This is a genomic window from Nitrogeniibacter aestuarii (assembly GCF_017309585.1).
Taxonomy (GTDB): domain Bacteria; phylum Pseudomonadota; class Gammaproteobacteria; order Burkholderiales; family Rhodocyclaceae; genus Nitrogeniibacter; species Nitrogeniibacter aestuarii.
In genome coordinates this window covers 1,462,177-1,483,750 of record NZ_CP071321.1, presented here as the reverse complement: position 1 = coordinate 1,483,750, position 21,574 = coordinate 1,462,177, and the positions used below count along the sequence as shown (strand labels likewise).

The following is a 21,574-nucleotide window of genomic DNA, read 5'->3' as shown; positions in this document are numbered from 1 at the left end:
CGCTCAACCGGCCACGTGCACGCCGAACTCTTCGCTCGCGTCCAGCAGCCAACGGTAGAGGTAGTCCGCAAAGCTGCGGCGGATCACCAGTTCCCATTGTGTCTCGCCGACACGGCGAATGATCGCGGTGGTCTTGGCGAAGGTGGTGCTCACGCCCTTGCCCACCGGGAAGTTGCTGGGATGCACGTCGTAGCCGGTGGACTTCATCAGCATCTCGCGAACGTACGGGCCGTTCAGCTCCAGCAGGCTCTGCCCGCCGCCGACGTTCATCACCGCGTAATGGCCGGAAAGCAGTTCACGCAGCCGCTTCTCGACGACAAACTCGGTGCCTGAGGGAACGATGACCAGCCACTCGTCAGGTGACATCCACTGGATGCTCACACCACGGGAGGCGTCACGGGCAATCGGCCCCATCACCAGTGGCAACGGCAGCTCGAGGGCCTGCTCGACACCTTTGACGAAGGCGGCGTCGGTGGCATTGCCGCGCAGCACCAGATGCCCCAGGAAGGCGTGCTCACGGATCACGATCCCCGCCTCGCTGGCGGCCACCTGGGCGACCTTCGAGCGGCACATCGCCAGCGGGGATTCTGCCTTCACCGGCGTCGTTGGAACGAGGTCGATCATTGCAAACTCAGACATTTTGGCGGCTCCCCTTCGGGTCGTAGAACACGGGGCTGACGATCTCGGCGGCGTGCACCTTGCCGTCGGCCATCGGCATATAAACGGTCTGGCCCATACGCTCGGCACCGCCCTTGACCAGCGCGAGTGCGAAGCTGTGGCCCAGGATCGGGCTGAAGTAGCTGGAGGTCACGTGACCGGCCATCTTCATCGGAATCTTCACTTCCTTGTCGAGGACGATCTGTGCGCCTTCTTCCAGCACCAGGTTGGGATCGAGCGGCTTGAGGCCCACCATCTGCTTGCGGCCCTCACTCTTGGTGTCGGGGCGCGACAGGGCACGACGACCGATCCAGGAGAACGGCTTCTTGTAGCCGATACACCACTGCATGCCCAGATCTTCCGGGGTCACCGAACCATCGGTGTCCTGACCGACGATGATGAAGCCCTTCTCGGCCCGCAGCACGTGCATGGTTTCGGTGCCGTACGGCGTCAGGTTGTACTTCTTGCCCTTCTCGAACAGTGCTTCCCACACATGCATGGCGTAGTTGGCCTGCACGTTGATTTCGTAGGACAGCTCACCGGTGAAGGAAATGCGATACACGCGGGCCGGCACGCCGGCCACCGTGCCTTCACGCCAGTCCATGAACTTGAACGTGTCGTTCGACAGGTCCATGTCGGTCAGCTCGGCCAGCAGCTTGCGGGCATTCGGCCCGTTGATCGCCATGGCCGCCCAGTGGTCAGTGGTGGAGTTGAAATACACCTCCAGCTCGGGCCACTCGGTCTGGTGCCACAGCTCCAGCCATTCGAGCACGGCCGCGGCACCACCGGTGGTGGTGGTCATATGGAAGTGGTTCTCGCCCAGGCAGGCGGTCACGCCATCGTCCATGACCATGCCGTCGTCCTTGCACATCAGGCCGTAGCGGCACTTGCCGATGTCGAGCTTCGCCCACGGGTTGGTGTAGAGGCGACCGAGGAATTCACGCGCATCCTTGCCCTGGATTTCGATCTTGCCCAGGGTGGAGGCATCGAGCACACCCACCGATTCACGCACCGCGCGGCACTCCCGCTGCACGGCTTCGTGCATGGTTTCCTTGCCCTGCGGGTAGTACCAGGGGCGCATCCACTGGCCGACCTCTTCGAACTTGGCGCCCTGCTTTTCGTGCCAGGCATGCAGCGCGGTATACCGGCGCGGATCGAAGAACTCGCCGCAATGACGACCGGCGATGGCACCGAAGGTGATCGGCGTGTAGTTGGGACGGAACACGGTGGTGCCGGTCTGCGGAATCGTCTGCCCCAGGCAGCGCGCCGCGATGGCCATGCCGTTGATGTTGCCCAGCTTGCCCTGGTCGGTGCCGAAGCCCAGACCGGTGTAACGCTTGACGTGCTCGATCGACTCGAAGCCTTCCCGCGTGGCCAGCTCGATACCGGCGGCGGTGACGTCGTTCTGCTGATCGACGAACTGCTTGGGCGCACGGCTGGTGGGCTTGGTGTGGGGCACCTGGAACAACGGTGCCGCCTTGCCTTCACGCACGGGGCTGACCGCAGGCAGTGCCATGCCTTCGCTCTTCAGACCGCAGGCCATGAGCGCAGAACTGGCGGCCTCGAGGCCGTCGGCCATGGCTTCACCCAGGGCCAGACGACCATTGACGCCACCGGCCGCGATCATGCCCTTCACCTTGCCCGGCACGAAGGCCAGCAGGGACTCGTTCCAGTCAGGGCGCGCACCGGTGTGGGCCGACAGGTGCAGCACGGGGCTGTAGCCGCCGGAGCTGGCCACGGTGTCGCAGGCCAGTTCCTTCACCTCGCCACGGACCGCGAAGTTCTTGATGTCGATGGCGGCGACCAGGGCACCGGTCACGCGCTTGCTGCCACGGGTTTCGATGACGGCGCTGCCGGTGATGATGCGCAGGCCCTTGGCGCGGGCTTCAGCCACCAGATCGCCGTCCGGATTGTCGCGGGCGTCGACGATGGCCACCACCTCACGCCCGGCAGCATGCCACTCGAGCGCGGCGCGGTAGGCGTGATCATTGGAGGTGGACAGCACCAGACGCTGGCCCGGCACCACCGCGTAACGGCGGATATAGGTGGCCACGGCACCGGCGACCATGTTCCCGGGCACGTCGTTGCTGGCATATACCAGCGGACGCTCGTGCGTACCGGTGGCCAGGATGACCTGAGCGGCACGCACCTTGTACATGCGGGCACGCGCCTGGCGACGACCATCGCGTTTCGGCGCGGTATCGGCCAGATGCTCGGTGCGACGCTGGTGCAGCGTCACGAAATTGTGATCGTGATAGCCGTTGGCGGTGGTCCGCGGCAGCACCAGCACGTCGGGCATGCCGGCCAGCTCGGCCAACACGCTCTGGACCCAGACCATGGGGTCTTTGCCGTCGATGGCCTCGGTGGAATCGAGCAGTGAGCCGCCCATCTCTTCCTGTTCATCACACAGGATCACGCGGGCGCCGGCACGGCCGGCGGCCAGTGCCGCAGCCAGACCGGCCGGACCGGCACCGATCACCATCACGTCGCAATGGGCGTTGATGTGGTCGTAGATGTCCGGATCGCGTTCGCGCGGTGCACGGCCCAGGCCGGCGGCCTTGCGGATGTACTTTTCATACACCGGCCACATGGAGGCCGGGGACATGAAGGTCTTGTAGTAGAAGCCCGCCGGCATGAAGCGGCCGCCCACCTTGCCCACCATGCCCATCATGTCGCCGTCCTTGTTGGGCCAGCCACTGGTGCTGGCCGCCGTCAGGCCGTCGTAGAGGGCTTGCTGGGTGGCACGCACGTTGGGGATCTGTTCGGCTTCCGCCTTGCCCAGTTGCAGGATCGCATTGGGCTCTTCGGCGCCAGCGGCGACGATGCCGCGCACCCGGGCGTACTTGAAGCTGCGGTTGACGATGTCCACGCCGTTGGCCAGCAAGGCCGAGGCCAGCGTATCGCCGGCATAGCCCTCATAGGACGTGCCGTTGAAGGTAAAGCGCAACTTGCGGCCGAAATCGATGCGACCGCCGCTGGAAAGTCGGTTACGTTGGCTCATGGATCATCACTCCGGCCGATGGCGGCAAGAGGACTCGCCCACCTTGTAGGTTTCGATAATTTCGTAACTCACGGTGTCGCGGGTCACGTTGAAGAACTTGCGGCAACCGGCGCCGTGGTACCACTGCTCGTGGTGCAGGCCACGCGGGTTGGTGCGGAAGAACAGGTAATCACCCCACGCTTCGTCGCTGGTTTCTTCCGGATTCTTCGGCCGCGCAATGTGGGCTTCACCCTTGGGGCGAAACTCTTCTTCCTCGCGGTATTCGTTGCAATGCGGACAATAGATATGCAGCATGGTCCCTGCTCCCGTCAGTGCGCGACGCCAGCGGCGCCGTGCTCGTCAATCAGTTTTCCGGAAATGAATCGGTCGATGCTGAACGGCGCGGCCAGCGGATGGGCCTTGCCGTTCGCCAGCGTGGCCGCGAACACGTTGCCTGAGCCCGGGGTGGCCTTGAAGCCGCCGGTGCCCCAACCGCAGTTGAAGAACAGACCGCCGACCGGCGTCGCCGAAATGATCGGGCAGGCATCGGGGGTGGTATCGACGATGCCGCCCCACTGGCGGTTCATGCGCACCCGCGAGAACGTCGGGAACAGTTCGATGATCGCCTGCAGGGTGTGCTCGATGGTCGGGTAGCTGCCGCGCTGGCCGTAACCGTTGTAGCCATCGATACCGGCGCCGATCACCAGGTCGCCCTTGTCGGACTGGCTCACGTAGCCATGCACATGATTGGACATGACCACGGTGTCGAGGATCGGCTTCATGGGCTCGGACACCAGCGCCTGAAGCGGGTGCGACTCGACCGGCAGACGGAAGCCGGCCATCTTGGCGAGCACGCCGGAGTTACCGGCCGTCACCACACCGACCGTCTTGGCACCAATGAAACCGCGGTTGGTTTCAACGCCGAGTACCTTGCCGCCGCTGGTGCGGATGCCGGTCACTTCGGTGCGCTGGAGCAGATCGACACCCAGGGCATCGGCGCCGCGGGCAAAGCCCCAGGCCACGGCATCGTGACGCGCCACACCGGCACGCGGCTGCCAGGAAGCACCCAGCACCGGATAGCGGGCATTCTTCGAGCAGTCCATCATCGGCACGATTTCCTGGATCTGCTGCGGATCGAGCACTTCGCCATCGATGCCGTTGAGGCGGTTGGCATTCACGCGGCGCTGGATGTCGCGCATGTCCTGCAGGGTGTGACCGGTGTTCATCACGCCGCGCTGGGAGAACATGACGTTGTAGTTCAGGTCCTGCGACAGGCCCTCCCACAGCTTCATGGCATGCTCGTAGAGCCACGCTGCTTCGTCCCAGAGGTAGTTCGAGCGCACGATGGTGGTGTTGCGCGCGGTGTTGCCGCCCCCCAGCCAGCCTTTCTCGACCACGGCCACGTTGGTGATGCCGTGCTCCTTGGCAAGGTAGTAGGCGGTTGCCAGCCCGTGGCCGCCGCCGCCGACGATGACGATATCGTACTGGCTGCGCGGCTCCGGATTGCGCCAGGCGCGCTGCCAGTTCTCGTGATGGCTCAAACCATGTGTGAGCAGGCCGAATCCTGAATAACGTTGCATGCTTCTTTCTCCTGGCGTCCGGAGACGCATCGCCTCACCGGACCGCAATCGCCTTCGTCGTGAAGGCCGTCTTCATTGCTGCGCTGCGCGTGGCAGCCCTCAACACTCGATCACGTTGACCGCCAAACCGCCGCGGGACGTTTCCTTGTACTTTTCCTTCATGTCCCGACCGGTGTCGCGCATGGTCTTGATGACCTTGTCCAGGGACACGAAGTGCTTGCCATCGCCCCGCAGCGCAATGCGCGCGGCATTGATGGCCTTGACCGAGCCCATGGCGTTGCGCTCGATGCACGGCACCTGCACCAGACCACCCACGGGATCGCAGGTCAGCCCCAGGTTGTGCTCCATGCCGATCTCGGCTGCGTTCTCGACCTGCTCCACCGTGCCGCCCATGACCTCGGCCAGCCCGGCCGCCGCCATCGAGCAGGCCACACCCACCTCGCCCTGACAGCCGACCTCGGCGCCAGAGATGGACGCGTTCTGCTTGAACAGGATGCCGATGGCCGCCGCCGTGAGCAGGAAGCGCACCACTGCGTCGTCGTTGGCACCGGTGAAGAAGCGGTGGTAGTAGTGCAGCACCGCCGGGATGATCCCGGCCGCACCGTTGGTGGGCGCCGTGACGATGCGTCCGCCGGCCGCGTTTTCCTCATTCACCGCCAGGGCATAGAGATTCACCCAGTCCATCGTCGTCAGCGGATCACGCAGGGCCGCTTCGGGGGACCCGGAAAGCTTTCGATAGAGGGCGGCTGCGCGGCGCTGGACCTTCATGCCGCCCGGCAGCACGCCTTCGACCTCGCAACCACGGCGCACGCACGCCTGCATCACCTGCCAGATGTTCAGCAGACCGGCGCGCGTTTCTTCTTCGCTGCGCCATGCCGTCTCGTTCTCCAGCATCAGCTGGCTGATCGACAGGCCATGCTCGGCGCACTGCTTGAGCAGCTGGTCGCCGCTGTTGAACGGGTATTTGAGCGGCGTCGTGTCTTCAACGATACGATCGGCACCGGCCGCCTCCTCGTTCACCACGAAACCACCGCCCACCGAGTAATACACGCGGCTGTCGACTTCGGCCCCGTCCTCACCGTAAGCGGTCAGGCGCATCCCGTTGGCGTGGAATGGCAGGCTCTGGCGACGCAGGAAGCTCAGGTCTTCCTTCTCGTCGAAACGCACACCGTGCTTGCCGGCCAGCTGCAGGGTCTTGGTCGAGCGGATATGTGCGAGGCGAGCCTCGATGCAGTCCGGATCGATCAGATCCGGGGCCTCGCCCTCGAGCCCGAGCAGCACGGCCGTATCGGTACCGTGCCCCTTGCCGGTCGCACCCAGCGAACCGTACAGCTGGGCACGCACGCGCCGCACCTGCGGCAGCGTGCCACGCTCCTCAAGGCCGGAGACGAAGGTCAGGGCAGCACGCATCGGCCCCACCGTGTGGGAACTCGACGGGCCGATACCGACCTTGAACATCTCGAAGACACTGATTGCCATCGGGGCACTCTCCTTGAGGGGGTCGCTCAACGGTTCGCCGGATAGACCGGGAAGCGCGCGCACAGGGCCTTGACGTTTTCACGCACGGACGCGATGACCGAGGCGTCTTCGATGTTGTCCAGCACGTCGCAGATCCACCCGGTCAGTTCCTTGGCCTCGGCCTCGCCGAAACCACGGCTGGTGATGGCAGGCGTACCGATGCGGATACCGCTGGTCACGAACGGCGATTGCGGATCGTTCGGCACGGCGTTCTTGTTCACCGTGATGTAGGCCTCGCCCAGTGCAGCATCCGCAGCCTTGCCGGTAATGCCCTTGGCGACCAGATCGACCAGGAACAGGTGATCATCCGTACCGCCGGAGACGATCTTGAAACCACGCTCCTGGAACACGCCGGCCATGGCGCGGGCGTTGATCAGCACCTGCTGCTGGTAATCGCGAAACTCGGGTTGCAGCGCTTCCTTGAAGGCCACGGCCTTGGCGGCGATGACATGCATGAGCGGGCCACCCTGGATGCCGGGGAAGACGATGGAGTTGAGCTTCTTCTCCAGATCCGCATTGGCACGCGCCAGGATCAGGCCGCCACGGGGGCCGCGCAGGGTCTTGTGCGTGGTGGTGGTGACCACGTCGGCGTAAGGCATGGGATTGGGATACAGCCCTGCCGCGACCAGACCGGCCACGTGCGCCATATCGACGAACAGCTTGGCACCGACCATGTCCGCGATCTCGCGGAAGCGCTTCCAGTCCACCACCCGCGAATAGGCGGAGAAGCCGGCGACGATCATCTTCGGCTTGAACTCCTTGGCCAGCGACTCGACCTGCGCGTAGTCGATCTCGCCGGTGGACTCGTCGAGCCCGTACTGCACGGCGTTGTAGATCTTGCCGGAGAAGTTCACCTTGGCGCCGTGGGTCAGGTGGCCGCCGTGGGCCAGGCTCATGCCCAGCACGGTATCGTGCGGCTCGAGCAAGGCCATGTAGACCGCGGCGTTGGCCTGCGAACCGGAGTGCGGCTGCACGTTGGCGTAGTCGGCACCGAAGAGCTCCTTGGCACGATCGATGGCCAGCTGCTCGACCACATCCACATGCTCGCAACCGCCGTAGTAGCGCTTGCCCGGGTAGCCTTCGGCGTACTTGTTGGTCAGCACGCTACCTTGTGCCTCGAGCACGCGCGGGCTGGTGTAGTTCTCGGAAGCGATCAGCTCGATATGCGATTCCTGGCGGCTGAACTCGGCATCCATCGCGGCCTTCAGTTCGTCGTCGAATCCGGCAATACGGTCGGTCATTGAAAACATTTTTATGGATCTCCTTGGGGTTGGCAGTCCGCCGGGCGCCGGCACGAAAGACGGCGACATGATGGGAAACGATGGTAGGAATTTCGCCGCTGGTGGTATTGCCTGTATCCGCCGTCCGCTTGCTCAATACGGACAAAGGCGATCTGACCGTGGCCGCAATGGAGTCCACCACGCCGATGCGCGGGCTTCGGTGTTCATTGAATCGAGCTTCCGCTCGTCGGGTCTCCACGCAGGGGCGCACCGGATGAAGCCAGGAAAATCACCCGGCAAAGACGACAAATGCATCCTCTTTCAAGTGCGTCACGGTTCGACGCGGATGCCCGCCGAGGTGGCGTTTGCGCACATCCGGCAGGAGCGGCACAAATACCAAAAAAACCCGTCACGGGCATACAGACTGCAATCGCACTGTCTCAATCGTGACGGTATCTTTCGTTAAAGCGCTGGCAAGGCGCCAAAATCCGGCGTATTGTGTTTAAAGAGCAGCGACAAACGATCGCGCCCCAAAAAGCAGCACAAAACGAACAAACAAGCCCCACCAGAGGGCACGAATGACATCGAACCCCATAGAGAGGAGACAAACGATGTTGCAACAACCCCCCGAGATTCACCCTCCCGAATTCGACGCTCTCGTCTGCCAACGCTCACGCAATGTGCCGCCAATCAAGGCGCATCCGCGAGTTGGCAACACCGCCCTTTCCTTCCTGGCGGGATAACGCAAAACGCACCCGGATCATGTCCGTGCCAATGGCATCGGACTTGCTTTGGATAAGAAAAGTCGACGGCTTCGACGCAAACAAGGCCGCCGTGCACATAAAGCGTTTGCATTTCCCCAAACAGAGTGACGAGGTCAGCCATGTCCGTCGAATTGTCATCCATGTCCCGCATCGGCTTTTTACTGCTCGATGAATTCACCATGATCGCGTTTTCAAGCGCGATAGAAGCGCTGCGAATGGCGAACTACGCCGGCGGCCAGAAGCAATACAGTTGGGAAGTGTTCAGCGTCGATGGAAAGTCCGTCGAATGCAGCAACGGCCTCCCCTACGCACCCGGCAAGACCTACGACGATGTCGGCCCGCTGGACCTGGTTCTTGTCTGCGGCGGCACCAACGTCACCCGGTCCGCCGATGACGACACATTGCGCCTGCTGCGACGCATCGCCAAGGACGACATCAGTCTGGGCGGTCTGTGCACCGGCAGCTATGCACTCGTCAAGGCAGGTCTGCTCGACGGCTACAAGGCCACGATTCATTGGGAGAACATTTCAGGCGTACGCGAATTGCATCCGCGTATCGATTTCGTTGATGACCTTTACGTCATCGATCGTGATCGCATCACCTGTACGGGCGGCACGGCGCCGATCGACCTCATGCTGGCCTTGATCCAGGCACGCTGCGGGAAGACACTGGTGGCGCAGATCTGCGACCAGTTCAGTCACGAGCGCGCCCGTGACAGCAAGGACCGGCAGCATGTCCCGATCGCGGCCCGCATGGGCTGCAACAACCAGGCCATCGCCGAGGTTGCGGCGCTGATGGAAGCGAATATCGAAGAGCCCTTGTCGCTCGAAGAACTCGCCCACCTCGCCGGGCTCTCCCAACGGCACGTCCAGCGCATGTTCCGCGTCGTACTGGGCAGCACACCGGGCCAGTACTACCTGGAATTGCGCCTGCGTCGCGCGCGCGAACTGCTGCTTCAGACCGGCATGTCGATCACCAGCATCACCGTGGCCTGTGGCTTCCAGTCACCGTGCCACTTCAGCAAGTCGTATCGTGCGCTTTTCGGTCAGTCGCCGAGCAGTGAGCGACAGCATGCCAGTGGCCTGGTCACTGGCCGACGCAGCACCAAGGAACCCGCCACCGCGCATCCGGACATGACGCACCTGGCGGCGCCCACTCGGGCGAACAAGTACGCCGCCGAAGGCCTCTCGGCGCATTAAGGCACCCGGCCCGTGCGGCTCGATCCGTGAAGGTCCCGGTGCAGACATCCCGCACGCAGGACATGAGTCCTTCCAAATGAGCAACGCCCTGACCCGAGCCGGTCAGGGCGTTGTTCGTTGGGGCTATCGCAGGCGCAATCGTTCGCATCGATACACGCTTCGCCGAGCGCTGAATTCGTGCCTCATCCACACGGTCTTTCAACCAGGTAGAACGAAAAACCCGGTATGCCCGACCCATTCGTGGGCGGACATACCGGGTTCGGCGTCAGGGCGCTCAAGCGAAGGTGTCGGGGGACCCGTCCGCCACCTCCGCCCGAAACGCGATCAGAAATAGTAGCCGAGGTTGATGTTGAAGCGGTTCTGCCAGTCGCGCTGGGAGTTCGCCGCCAAGCGGTCAGCGAAGCTCGTCTCGTTACCGACGAAGTCATTGCCGTTCGAACGCGCCCATTCGGTGTAGATGTACCAGCCACCATGGCCCCAGGCCGCACCCAGCGTCATGAGATCGCTGTTCTTGAAGCTGCTCTCACTTTTGACGATGCTGCTGTATTCGATATACGGGATCACGTAGTCGAGCCAGGCGATACTCGGCGTCTCCTTGTAGTAGCTCAGTGACACCGCCGGGATCCAGCCTTTGGCCGCAACCTCAGTGCCGAAATCGAAAGCGCCGAACTGGACCACTTTGTCGTTACCCAGCGGCTGATCCTTGTCCACATTGAACGAGTAGCGCGTCAGCTGAGTGGCCAGGGTGAAGTTGTTCCACTTGTTGACCATGTGCGCCGAGGCCGCCCAGCGATCGCCATCATCCTGCGCCCCCTGGCTGTTGAGCTTGCCGTACATCAGCGAGCCCCCCAGATCGGTCTTCACGGCCCCGTCCTTGAAGTGGTAGATGGCACGCAGGTTGACCTGATTCTCTTCCTCGTAACCATCGCCACTTTCGTTCACTACGTCGTAGGAGTAGCGGGCGCTGTCACGACTCTTTCCTGCACCGGTCCCCTCATCGCTGAGGTAGTAAGCAGCATCCACGGTCCAGTTGCCGATCGGCTTGGTGTACTTCACACCCAGATCCATGTCGTCGGCCAGACCGACGTAGTAGTGCTGATCAAAGAACCAGCTTTGCGACACGCCGTAGGGGCCGGGACCAAAGGGCACTCGGTTGACGCCGACCTGGATCTGACCGCCATCGTCGAAGTTGTAGCCCAGCCAGCCGGTGTGCAGGAAGTGGTAGCCGTTGTAGAAGCGGTACTCGAGCTTGCCGATCACGCCGTTGGTGTTGTTGGCGTAATCGAGGTTGACGCGATAGGTATCGAGCGTGAAGTTGCCACCATCACGCTCGGCGCGGGTCGGGTAACCACTGTACTTGCCATAATCACCAATGGCATAGTTCGCGCGGATGGCACCGCCGACCTTCAGCGTCCCACCGAGGATATCGAAAGACGGGCCGACAGGTGCCTTGGAGGCGGAGGCCAGCTGTTCCTGGCTGGCGGCTTCGTTGGCTTTTGCCTCTTTCAGTTGGGACTGAGTCTGGGCAAGCGCCTGCTCGAGCTCGGAGATACGAGCCTTCAACTCCGCGGCGCTTTGGGCATGTGCGCCGAGCGGAACGCTCAGTGCCGCAGCCACGGCCAGTGCAATGGGGGTGGATCGGGTCTTGAAAGGTCTCATCATGGTGCGACTCCCTGTTGATGGGCCACCCTCTGGCGACCCGCGCTGAATATCCTGTTGGCCTTTTTTCAGGCAATTCGCCACTTGCGCACTCACCGCCCGGGTGAGTCGCTTCGTCGTGCTGAAAAACACGTTGTCGGAGGTGCTCGCCGCCTCGGCCATGGCCACCGGTTGCGCACACCGCCGCGTTCATCGATCCATCACGAGATCACTCAAAGGTGTGCTGCAACACGGCAGGAACATGCCCTGATCGATCTCACGCTGGCGGATTCCGCCGCCATGCTTCATGTCCACCTGGCCCGAGACCAGCTTTGACTTGCAGGTACCGCAAACGCCTTTGCTGCACGAAGAGGGAATTCGCAGGCCGGCCACGCGAGCCGCGTCCAGGACGCTCTGGCCAGGCGCGCAGCGCAAGGTGACGCCGGTCTTGGTCAGTTCCACCGAGTAACCGTCTTCGGAATTCGCGACGGCGACGGGTTCAGCGTCGGCTTCAGCGGTACTGCCGAAGTTGAAACTCTCCTCGTGGTAGCGCGTCATGTCGAAACCGGCGTCGGCCAGCATCGAACGCACCGCGCGCATGTACGGTTCGGGACCGCAGCAGAAAACCTCGCGTTCGGCATAGTCCGGCGCGATCAGTTGAAGCAGCGCCAGCGTGAGGTAACCCGTCGGTGCGGACCAGCCCGGCTCGCCATCACGGCGTTCGCACACGAAGGCGGTACGAAAACTGTTCATGTTCCGCGTCATCAACTGCAATTCGTCGCGGAAGATGATGTCCTTCGGCGTGCGGGCGCTGTGCACGAAGACAATGTCGGTCGGCTCGGCCATGTCGTGCGCCGTGCGTGACATGGACATCAGCGGCGTCACACCCGAGCCGCCGGAGAGGAACAGGTATTTTCCGGCCCGATGATGGCTGGCACAGAAATCACCCGACGGCCCGAGCGCGTGAATGCTCATGCCGGGCTGGAGATTGTCATGCAACCAGTTCGAGACCACGCCACCCGGCGTACGCTTGACGGTGATCGACAAGCGGTCCGGGCGGGTGGGCGCCGATGAGACGGTGTAGCACCGATTGATCGTCTCGCCATCGATCTCCAGTTCCAGGGTGATGAACTGCCCCGGAATGAAACGGAACGCACTTGGGGTACGCGGACGGAAGATGAAACTGACGACGTCTTCCGTCTCCTGCCGCCGCTGGCAACACACCAGTTCGTCATCGGCGTCGGCCTGCCACTTGGGCGGCAGGCCTTCCACCGTTTCCGGGTCGAGTGGATCAATGTGGGCGCTCATAACTTCTCCAGATCGTCGAGGCGGACGTCAGGCGACGGCGGTGTTGAGCCGCTCGATGTACCAGTTGGCGAACTTCTCGACGTATGCCTCGGTATAAGGCGAGTACGGGCCGGGTTGATACGCCGGGCTCACGGCGCCGCGCTGCGACATTTCGACAAGGGCACCGTCCTGGCGGTTGGTGGCGATCCACACCTCGGTCAAACGCTTGACGTCGTAGTCGCGGCCTTCGACCGCATCCTTGTGCACCAGCCACTTGGTGCGCAGGAGCGAGCGCTGCGAATCGATCGGCAACACCGTGAAGGTGACGATGTGATCGCTCATGAAGTGGTGCCAGGAGTTCGGCTGGGTCCAGAAGGACAGCCCGCCGAGCTTGCGCTCGGTGAGGTCGCCCAGCAGTTTCTGGCAAGCCACTTTCGAATCCAAGGTCTGGGACTCGCCGTCGCGGGTCAGCGGCAGGCGCTGCGTGCGGAAACCGGTGGCGCACCCGTCAAGCTTCTCGACCTCTGCTGACTTGAAGCCGGCGGCCTCCCAGCGCGCATGCTCCTGCCCGATCAGATCGGTGAAGGCCTTCATTTCGTCCGCATTGCTCGGATTGGGCTGATAGCCGAAACCGAACTCGTAGAGCGACTGGGTCAGTTCCGGGTGGTTACTGACGCAGTGATAGCACTCACGGTTGTTCTCCATCGTGAGCTTCCAGTTGCCCGCCTCGATGTAGTCGTCCTGGGCAACCACCTTGCAGTCGGCCACGCGATGCGGCGCAATGTACTCTTCCATGGTGGCGCGCATCTGCTCGAAGTCTGCCGGCGGCTCGTCGGCCAGGCAAATGAAAATCAAGCCGGCGATGTTGCCCACGTGCACCGGCTTGAGGCGCACTTTGCTGCACTCGAACTCCTGCCCCATGTGCTCGGTATGGATGAGCTGGCCGGTCAGGTCGTAGGTCCATTGGTGATACGGGCACACCAGGTTGCCGACGCTGCCCTTCTGCTCGCTGCACAGCTCGGCACCCCTGTGACGGCACACGTTGTGGAATGCCGTGACATTCATGTCATCGTCGCGCAACACGACAATCGACGCGCGTCCGAGCTTGACGGTAAAGTAGTCACCCGGCTCGGGGATGTCCGGCTCAACACCGACGTAGACCCAGTGCTGACCGAAGATCACCTCCATGTCGAGATTGAAAATCTCGTCCGACGTGTAGAACGGTGCTTCAAGGTTGAAACCCGCCTCGCGGCTGGCAATCAATTCACGAACTTCGTTGGAAACCTTCACGATGTCTCCCAAATTATCTGGAGGTCTATGGAGCGATGGTCGCGTAGTTTCACGCGCATCACTTGTACTTTCCGGACGCAATCCAATCCGATTGCGACATGATTCGTCGCTCGACCCGTGCACCCGGCGTGACCGGTCGGTCAAGCGCGGGCCGTTTGTCGAGAACGAAAAAATGCACGGTGGCAGCTCGGACGGGCTTCACGCCGTCGGCAATTCGGCTCGCACGCGAAAGAGGCAGTGATCGTGCCCGCGTGCGCCGCACTGGTGGTTTTGGCAGGTGCGGACGGCGTTTTCGCCCGCCTCGACGACCGGCTGTCCTGCCAGCCAGTCGGTCGCACCGGCAAACCAGCCGCAGAAAAGATGGCAATGCTTGGCCGCGCAGGTTTCTCCCTGAGCCAGCACAAAAGGCGAATGATCGAGACGGATCTCGGCCGCCCGTGCCTCGGCATCAATCTCGACAAGACTGAAGCGGCCCCACACGCTTTCGGACAGATGCGCGAGGAAATGGTCGAACACGGCACGGCCGCTCAGGCGGTGTAGCCTGGCATCCTTCTCGCACCAGTACCGCGCCGACTTGTAGCCTGCCTGATACATGATCCCGGCATAACGCTCGCGTCCAAGTGAGGCTTCGAACACCGCGTGGTCGTTCGACAGAAACTTGGCATAAACATTCGACAGGGGCATCCCGGCCTGTCGATCGAGTTCAAATCGCACCTGCGGTTTCATTGGTCACCTCCCATCAGAGCGCTGCCGGATCTCCGGCCCGTTGGCTGCTGATCGACTGAACGACGATCACCTCGTTTGGTGCTCTGTCGGCGCGCCGGTCATCACTGCCCATAGCCCGTATTCTTCGACGCTCCGGCATCGGGAGATTGGCCAAAGCAGACGCCCACTTTGCCGAGAACGACCTTATGCAGAAAAAGGTCTTTTCCAAACCATCCGCCGGTCCCGGGGATGGCATAAAAAAAGCCGCTGCTTGAAGCAGCGGCAAGATGCAGATCCTCGGGCACGGCCAGGCCGAAGCGGCCGGCCGGAACCTTGATCAGTCAGCGATGATCAGCTCGACAGCCCGTCGTACTTCCGGCTGGAGCGTCACGTCGCTTGCGCACAAGCCTTCGATCACCATCGGCAAACCGTCGACCGGCTGGGCCGCCCTGACAATCCGGGCCCATTGCTCGGGCGATCCATCCGCCGGCAGATCGACCCCCAATTCACGCATGCACACACGGAAGTCCTCGACATCCACCAGATCGGCAAACATCATCGCAGCACGCCCTCTTCACGCAACAGTTTGAGGATCGCCTCTGCGCCTTCCTGCGGCGACACCCCATTGAGCACCTGACCGGTCCCCCCTTCCGCCTTGGCCGCAGCAGCCTTGAAACGATCTCGAGCGGACGCAGCCTTGACGATCTTCAGGCGCTTCGGGCGTTTTCTGGCAGGCGCGACCGTCCACTCGCGGGCCATGACATCTGCCGTCACCGCGCTCTGCGAAGCGCACAGCTCGCCTCGCCGCGCGGGGCCGAAGGCGCTTTGTCGTGCAGGCTGAGCGGCCGCATCGACCGTCACGATCGCCGGCAGTGACACCTTCAGCCGACGCCGCTGCCCTCGGGGCAAGGCTTGCAGCACGGTCATGCTGTCACCATCAATCGACTCGATTTGCGCCAGCGACGTCACCAGCGACCATCCCAGATGCTCGGCGAGCAAGAACGGCACCAGACCGGAAGTCTCCCCGGTTTCGCCCCGGGCGCCACACAGCACCAGCTTTGGCGCCATGTCGCGCAAGCGGGTTTCAAGGGCAGGTACAACGTCTGCGTCATCCGGTTGCAGCAACACTTCGATCGAGTCGATGCCCATCCCCAGGTAGCCGCGCAGTGCGCCTTCCGCTTCCGGCGAGCGCACCCCGGCATGGATCAGCGTCACGTCATCGGCCGCAGCGAGCGACAAACCCATCTCGACAGCACGCGCGTCGAATTCGGCCCGACGGGGCCTTCCGGTCACCGGGTGGCGCCCGACGGAGACCAGCACCGCAATCCTGGGGCGCGTCCCCTGCCCGGTTGTGTTCTTCCCATCACGCTGCATTGCGCTGCTCCTTGCGGCTGCCTTCAACCAGCTCAACGAGCGCGGAGAGCACCTCGCCCGAATCCGCGATCACCGCCAGATCAGCCCGCTTGACCATGTCACAGCCGGCGTCCTTGTTGATCGTCACCACCTTGTCACACTGCTGAATACCCTGCAGATGCTGAATGGCTCCAGAGATACCCACCGACAGATAGACGCGTGCGGTCACCCAGGTTCCGGTCGCACCCACCTGGCGATGACGCGGCATGAAGCCGTTGTCCACCGCAACCCGTGATGCGCCTTCGGTCGCGCCGAGCACTTTCGCGGCATGGTGGAAACCATCCCAGTCATGAATACCGTTCCCCGCCGAGAGAATGAACTCCGCCTCGGCCAAGGCCACGCCGGACGGATCGACCGCCACCGCTCCCAGGTCCTCGATGCGTCGGAGGACCGTGGGCAAGCCCGACGGCAGCGCCATCGGCTCGGCCGCATGAACCGTATCGGCGACAGGCTCGGCACACTCGGCCAGCGCAAGCACGACGCGAGGCAAGGCGCGAGTGATGTCGGTCGAACCGGCCGAACCTCGGCCGGTGCACTGATCGCCGGCAACCTGCCAGACCTGGGTTGCTGGCCGCTCTGAAAGCCGCGCAGCGAGGCGTCGGCCCAGTTCGCCACCACCGAGGGGGGAATCCGGGAACAGCCAGTGACGTGGCGCATGCTCGCGCTCGACGCCTTCGAGGGCTGCCAGTCGTGCGTCCGGCGCGTAACCTTCAACCTCCTGGCCCGTGAAATGGATAACTCGATCGACGCCCGCCTCACCAAGCCCGTCTTCGCGCATGTCGCCGAAGACGGCCAGCAGCACGGCGCCGTCAGCGCCGGCGAGCTGCCGGGCGAGGCCAAGCACATCGCGATCATGAGCGGAAAGCCGCCCACCGGGCATGTCGCCCACTACTGCAATCATGAAGGCCGGGCTGGCGATCGTGACCGCCTGTCTCTTCGGCGCTGCCGCGCTTTCGCGGCGCACCGCACTGGCGCCGCTGGCCGACTGAACACCACTGCGATCAATGCGGCGAATACCGTTCGGGCCAATGAAGCCGACCGCGTGCGGGTCGCGCCGGATGACGCCGTTGGGCCCCATCCACTCGGCCGACGACGCCCCACCGCCCAGCGCGGCGAGCACGGCATCATGCTCCGGATGCAGCCGGTTGCGGGCGATCCACTCGGTGCGCGGATCGCGTCGAATGATGTCACTCATGCGGCCACCTCCTTGGCGACAGGGTCGGCCGAACCACGCGTCGCCTCCGGTGCGCTCTTGAGCTGGGCTGCGACCAGTTCGGCAATGTCCAGCACTTCGGCACGCTCGCCGACCACGCCTTCGAGCATCGCGGTGCATTGCGGACAACCCACGGCCACGATGCCGGCGCCGGTCGCATTGATCTCAGCCATGCGCATGTCGGGGATGCGTTGCTTGCCGGGGATGTCGGTGATCGGCGCGCCGCCACCGCCGCCACAGCAGCGCGAGCGGTAGCCCGAACGCTCCATCTCGACCACCTTGATGCCGATGCCCTTGAGTGCCGTGCGCGGTGCTTCATATTCCCCGTTATAGCGCCCCAGGTAGCATGGGTCATGGTAGGTGACCTCACCACCCGACCAGGCATTCAGCGGCAAGCGTCCTTTCGCCATCAAATCAGCGATGAAGGTGCTGTGGTGGCGAACGGTGTAACGCCCGCCGAGCGACGGATATTCATTGGCGAGCACATGCAGGCTGTGCGGATCGCAGGTCAGGATGCTGGAAAAACGGTACTTGGACAGGGTCGCAATGTTGCGCGCTGCCATGGCCTGAAAAGTGGCCTCGTCGCCGAGCCGTCGGGCCACGTCACCCGAGTCGAGTTCCTCGTTGCCCAGCACGGCGAACTCCACCTTCGCCGCGCGCAGCACCTTCACCAGGGCACGCAGGGTGCGCTGGTTGCGCATGTCGAAGGCACCATCCCCGAGCCACAGCAGCACGTCGGTGGTCCCGCAGGACGACATCACGGGCAGGTCCAGATCGGCAGCCCAGTTCATGCGTGAGGCGGGATCGAAGCCGCCGGGATTATCGGTAGTTGCCATGTTTTCCAGCACTTCGCGACCTTTGTTGGGGGTGTTCCCGTGTTCCATGGTGAGATAGCGGCGCATGTCGACGATGGCATCCACGTGCTCAATCATCATCGGGCACTCCTCCACGCAGGCGCGGCAGGTGGTGCATGACCACAGCGTCTCCGCATCCACCAGGGCGCGACCCTCGCGCAGCACGATCGGGCTGTGTGCGTCACCCCCGTGTTCTCCCACCGGTTTGCCCGGATAGGGCGAGCCGGCGTAGGCGGCATCGGTGCCACCGGCGAGACCGACCACCATGTCCTGGATGAGTTTCTTGGGGTTCAGCGGCTGGCCGGCCGCGAAGGCCGGGCACATGGCCTCACAACGACCGCACTGCACGCAGGCGTCAAAGCCGAGCAGCTGATTCCAGGTGAATTCCTCGGGCTTGCCCACACCCAGCGGTACTTTCGGGTCATTGAGGTCGAGTGCGATGAGTCCGGTCGACCGGCCACCGCCGAAACGCTCCTGCCGGCGATGGAAGGCCAGATGCAGGGCGCCGGCAAAGGCGTGCTTCATCGGGCCACCCCAGGTCATGCCGAAGAACATTTCACCCAGCCCCCAGGCCACGGCAACCGCCAGGATAGCGGCCAATACCCAGCCGCCGAAGTGTTCCGGCAGGATGCCGGCGGTGGGCAGGGTCACCAGAAACACGCTCAACGAGAAGGCGAACAGGCTCTTGGGCAGGCGCATCCACGGCCCGCGCGAGAGGCGCGCCGGGGGGTTCTTGCGGCGCGCGGCCACACGCAGTGCGCCGATGAACATCGCCACGGTCGCGAGCAACAGGGCCCAGACCAGGATCTGGTTGTGAACGCCGAAACCGTGCACCGCGATCAACAGCACCGCGGCGAGCACGAAGCCCCCGCCAGTGGCCACGTGCGTGTTGGCGAAAACTTTGTCGCGCGCCACCACATGGTGCAGATCCACCAGATAGCGGCGCGGCATGGCCGCCAGGCCGGCCATCAGATTCACTGGCGCGGCGCGGCCCTGACGCCACAACCCGATACGCCGTACCGCGCCCGCCAGGGCAAGCGCCAGCGCGGCGAAGATCAGGATGGGCAACACTACGTCAAGCATTCTTCTCTCCTGGCATCGGCCCGGACGCCCGGCGTCCGCGAACGACAACCGGGCCGGGCCACGCAAGCGCCCTCACGGGCGCGCTGCGTGATCACCGGCGGGGATCAAAAGTCCTTGCACAGGCGCAAGGCGTCGAGGATGGCGGCATGGGTGTTGTGCTGCGACACGCAATCACCGATACGGAACAGCAGATAGCCGGATTCGTTTGACGTCAGGCTGGACTGCGGCTGCATCTCGAAGAGCTCCTTGATGTTCATCTGGCCCTTGTTGCGGGCACCCGGCTTGAGCTCGTAGTACAGCGCTTCATCGGGACGCAGACCGTTCTCGATCACCACCTGGTCGACCACCCGCTCTTCCTTGGCGCCGGTGTACTCGTTCTCGAGCAGCGCCACGAGCTTGTCGCCTTCGCGGTAAACCTGCTCCAGCATCAGGTCCCCGGTCATGATGACCTCCTTGGGGTACAGACTGCGGTAGTAGGTCGGGAAGGTCGTGCCACCGATGGCCACGCCCGGTTTGATATCGTCGGTGACGATCTCCACCTTGGCGCCCTTGTCAGCCAGATAATCCGCCACCGACATGCCGGAGAATTCACAGATGGTGTCGTACACCAGCACGTTCTTGCCCGGAGCGACGGAGCCGTCGAGGATGTCCCAGCTGCTCACGACCAAACCGTCTGCAGCGCCCCAATGCGGGTTCTGCTCAAGGAACGGACGACCACCCACCGCCAGCACGACGATGTCGGGCTTGAGGTCCATGATGGTGGCCGAATCGGCTGCCACGCCCAGGCGCAGGTCGATCTTCAGGCGGGCCAGTTCCAGCTGGTACCAACGGGTGATACCTGCCATCTGGTCGCGTTGCGGTGCGCGTGCAGCCAGGGTGATCTGACCGCCCAGGGCATCCTTCTTCTCGAACAGGGTCACGTCATGACCGCGTTCGGCGGCGACACGTGCGGCTTCCATGCCGGCCGGCCCGCCCCCCACGACCACCACCTTGCGCTTCGGCCCGGTGGTTTTCTCGATGATGTGCGGCAGGCCCAGATGCTCGCGAGAGGTGGCGGCGTTCTGGATACACAACACGTCCAGACCCTGGTACTGACGGTCGATGCAGTAATTGGCGCCGACGCACTGGCGGATCTGGTCCACCTGGCCGAGCTTGATCTTGTTCACGAAGTGCGGATCGGCGATGTGCGCACGGGTCATGCCCACCAGGTCCACGTAACCGCCCTCGAGAATGCGCTGGGCCTGGTTCGGGTCCTTGATGTTCTGTGCGTGGATCACCGGCACCGACACCACTTCCTTGATGCCCGCCGCCAGATGCAGGAACGGCTCCGGCGGATAGCTCATGTTCGGGATCACGTTGGCCAGCGTGTTGTGCGTGTCACAGCCCGAGCCGATCACGCCGATGAAATCGAGCATGCCGGTATCGCTGTAATACTTGGCGATCTGCTTCATGTCGTCATGGGTGAGGCCATCGGGATGGAACTCGTCACCACAGATCCGCATGCCGACCACGAAGTCGGGACCGACCTCGGCGCGCACGGCCTTGAGCACTTCCATGCCGAAGCGCATGCGGTTCTCGAAGCTGCCGCCCCACTCGTCCGTACGGTGGTTGACCCGCGGGCTCCAGAACTGGTCAATCAGGTGCTGGTGCACCGCCGACAGTTCGACACCGTCCAGACCACCTTCCTTGGCACGACGCGCCGCCTGGGCATAGCTGCCGATGATGCGCTCGATCTCTTCCGGCTCGATGGTCTTGCAGGTAGCACGGTGCACCGGCTCGCGGATGCCGGAGGGTGACACCAGATGCGGCCAGTTTTCGCCATCCCAGCGCGAGCGACGACCCATGTGGGTGATCTGGATCATGATCTTGGCACCATGCTTGTGCATGGCATCGGCCAGATTCTGGAAGTGCGGGATGATCCGGTCGGTGGACAGGTTCACCGAACTCCACCAGCTCTGCGGACTGTCGATGTCCACCACCGAGGAGCCGCCACAGATGCAAAGACCGATACCGCCTTTGGCCTTCTCCTCGTAGTACTTCACATAACGATCGGTGGTCATGCCGCCGTCGGTGGCATACACCTCGGCGTGGGCGGTACTGACGATGCGGTTGCGCACCGTCAGCTTGCCGATCTGCATCGGCTGAAACAGGGCGTCGAACTGTGCCATGGGTC

18 protein-coding genes are annotated in these 21,574 nt (G+C 63.4%); 2 read left to right on the top strand and 16 right to left on the bottom strand.

Translation table 11 applies throughout. The features are described 5' to 3' along the window. Nucleotides 1-3 precede the first annotated feature (3 nt). The 6 genes from J0W34_RS06840 to glyA form a co-directional block, all read right to left on the bottom strand. The gene (locus J0W34_RS06840; RefSeq protein WP_230971151.1) at nucleotides 4-639 is read right to left on the bottom strand and encodes a sarcosine oxidase subunit gamma; all 636 of its coding nucleotides are present in this window, start codon (nucleotides 637-639) and stop codon (nucleotides 4-6) included. Then, nucleotides 632-3,658 (bottom strand): sarcosine oxidase subunit alpha family protein, encoded by a 3,027-nt coding sequence (locus J0W34_RS06835; protein ID WP_230971150.1) that lies wholly within the window; start codon nucleotides 3,656-3,658, stop codon nucleotides 632-634. Before J0W34_RS06835 ends, J0W34_RS06840 begins: the two co-directional genes overlap by 8 nt. Before the next feature lie 6 nt (nucleotides 3,659-3,664). Further along, a complete protein-coding gene (locus J0W34_RS06830) occupies nucleotides 3,665-3,952 on the bottom strand; it encodes a sarcosine oxidase subunit delta (RefSeq protein WP_227816764.1) in 288 nt (95 codons plus the stop codon). 14 nt (nucleotides 3,953-3,966) lie between these two features. Next, nucleotides 3,967-5,217, bottom strand: a complete 1,251-nt coding sequence (locus J0W34_RS06825) for a sarcosine oxidase subunit beta family protein (RefSeq protein WP_227816763.1) — start codon at nucleotides 5,215-5,217, stop codon at nucleotides 3,967-3,969. A gap of 99 nt (nucleotides 5,218-5,316) precedes the next feature. Continuing rightward, nucleotides 5,317-6,696 carry an L-serine ammonia-lyase gene (locus J0W34_RS06820; protein ID WP_227816762.1) on the bottom strand — a complete coding sequence of 460 codons (1,380 nt, stop codon included), beginning with the start codon at nucleotides 6,694-6,696 and terminating at the stop codon, nucleotides 5,317-5,319. Nucleotides 6,697-6,722: 26 nt separating this feature from the next. After that, entirely contained in the window at nucleotides 6,723-7,985 is a 1,263-nt protein-coding gene (glyA, locus tag J0W34_RS06815) for a serine hydroxymethyltransferase (protein ID WP_230971149.1), read from the bottom strand. Nucleotides 7,986-7,989: 4 nt separating this feature from the next. Between glyA and J0W34_RS06810 the strand changes: the two genes are divergently transcribed. Together J0W34_RS06810 and J0W34_RS06805 are read left to right on the top strand one after the other, a co-directional pair. After that, on the top strand, nucleotides 7,990-8,421 hold the full coding sequence (locus J0W34_RS06810) for a hypothetical protein (protein ID WP_230971148.1): 432 nt from the start codon (nucleotides 7,990-7,992) through the stop codon (nucleotides 8,419-8,421). A 417-nt stretch (nucleotides 8,422-8,838) separates the two neighbouring features. Further along, nucleotides 8,839-9,918, top strand: a complete 1,080-nt coding sequence (locus J0W34_RS06805) for a GlxA family transcriptional regulator (RefSeq protein ID WP_230971147.1) — start codon at nucleotides 8,839-8,841, stop codon at nucleotides 9,916-9,918. Between the two features lie 324 nt (nucleotides 9,919-10,242). Here J0W34_RS06805 and J0W34_RS06800 read toward each other — a convergent pair whose 3' ends face one another. The 10 genes from J0W34_RS06800 to dgcA form a co-directional block, all read right to left on the bottom strand. After that, nucleotides 10,243-11,580, bottom strand: coding sequence for a coiled-coil domain-containing protein (locus J0W34_RS06800; protein WP_230971146.1), 1,338 nt, complete (start codon nucleotides 11,578-11,580; stop codon nucleotides 10,243-10,245). A 186-nt stretch (nucleotides 11,581-11,766) separates the two neighbouring features. Further along, nucleotides 11,767-12,864 carry a hybrid-cluster NAD(P)-dependent oxidoreductase gene (locus J0W34_RS06795; protein ID WP_227816758.1) on the bottom strand — a complete coding sequence of 366 codons (1,098 nt, stop codon included), beginning with the start codon at nucleotides 12,862-12,864 and terminating at the stop codon, nucleotides 11,767-11,769. A gap of 27 nt (nucleotides 12,865-12,891) precedes the next feature. Next, nucleotides 12,892-14,133 (bottom strand): aromatic ring-hydroxylating oxygenase subunit alpha, encoded by a 1,242-nt coding sequence (locus tag J0W34_RS06790; RefSeq protein ID WP_227816757.1) that lies wholly within the window; start codon nucleotides 14,131-14,133, stop codon nucleotides 12,892-12,894. 198 nt (nucleotides 14,134-14,331) lie between these two features. Continuing rightward, nucleotides 14,332-14,859, bottom strand: coding sequence for a 4-vinyl reductase (locus J0W34_RS06785; RefSeq protein WP_230971145.1), 528 nt, complete (start codon nucleotides 14,857-14,859; stop codon nucleotides 14,332-14,334). 101 nt (nucleotides 14,860-14,960) lie between these two features. Further along, nucleotides 14,961-15,143: a hypothetical protein gene (locus J0W34_RS06780; protein ID WP_230971144.1), complete on the bottom strand. Its 183-nt coding sequence runs from the start codon at nucleotides 15,141-15,143 to the stop codon at nucleotides 14,961-14,963. A 32-nt stretch (nucleotides 15,144-15,175) separates the two neighbouring features. Further along, the gene (locus tag J0W34_RS06775; protein WP_230971143.1) at nucleotides 15,176-15,397 is read right to left on the bottom strand and encodes a hypothetical protein; all 222 of its coding nucleotides are present in this window, start codon (nucleotides 15,395-15,397) and stop codon (nucleotides 15,176-15,178) included. Then, complete coding sequence (gene etfB, locus J0W34_RS06770; protein ID WP_230971142.1) at nucleotides 15,394-16,212, bottom strand: electron transfer flavoprotein subunit beta; 819 nt, start codon at nucleotides 16,210-16,212, stop codon at nucleotides 15,394-15,396. Before etfB ends, J0W34_RS06775 begins: the two co-directional genes overlap by 4 nt. Further along, nucleotides 16,202-17,446 (bottom strand): electron transfer flavoprotein subunit alpha, encoded by a 1,245-nt coding sequence (gene etfA, locus J0W34_RS06765; RefSeq protein WP_230971141.1) that lies wholly within the window; start codon nucleotides 17,444-17,446, stop codon nucleotides 16,202-16,204. Before etfA ends, etfB begins: the two co-directional genes overlap by 11 nt. Next, on the bottom strand, nucleotides 17,443-19,401 hold the full coding sequence (locus J0W34_RS06760; RefSeq protein WP_321573664.1) for a (Fe-S)-binding protein: 1,959 nt from the start codon (nucleotides 19,399-19,401) through the stop codon (nucleotides 17,443-17,445). Before J0W34_RS06760 ends, etfA begins: the two co-directional genes overlap by 4 nt. Nucleotides 19,402-19,505: 104 nt before the next feature. Then, nucleotides 19,506-21,569: a dimethylglycine demethylation protein DgcA gene (dgcA, locus tag J0W34_RS06755; protein ID WP_230971140.1), complete on the bottom strand. Its 2,064-nt coding sequence runs from the start codon at nucleotides 21,567-21,569 to the stop codon at nucleotides 19,506-19,508. Nucleotides 21,570-21,574: the final 5 nt, after the last annotated feature.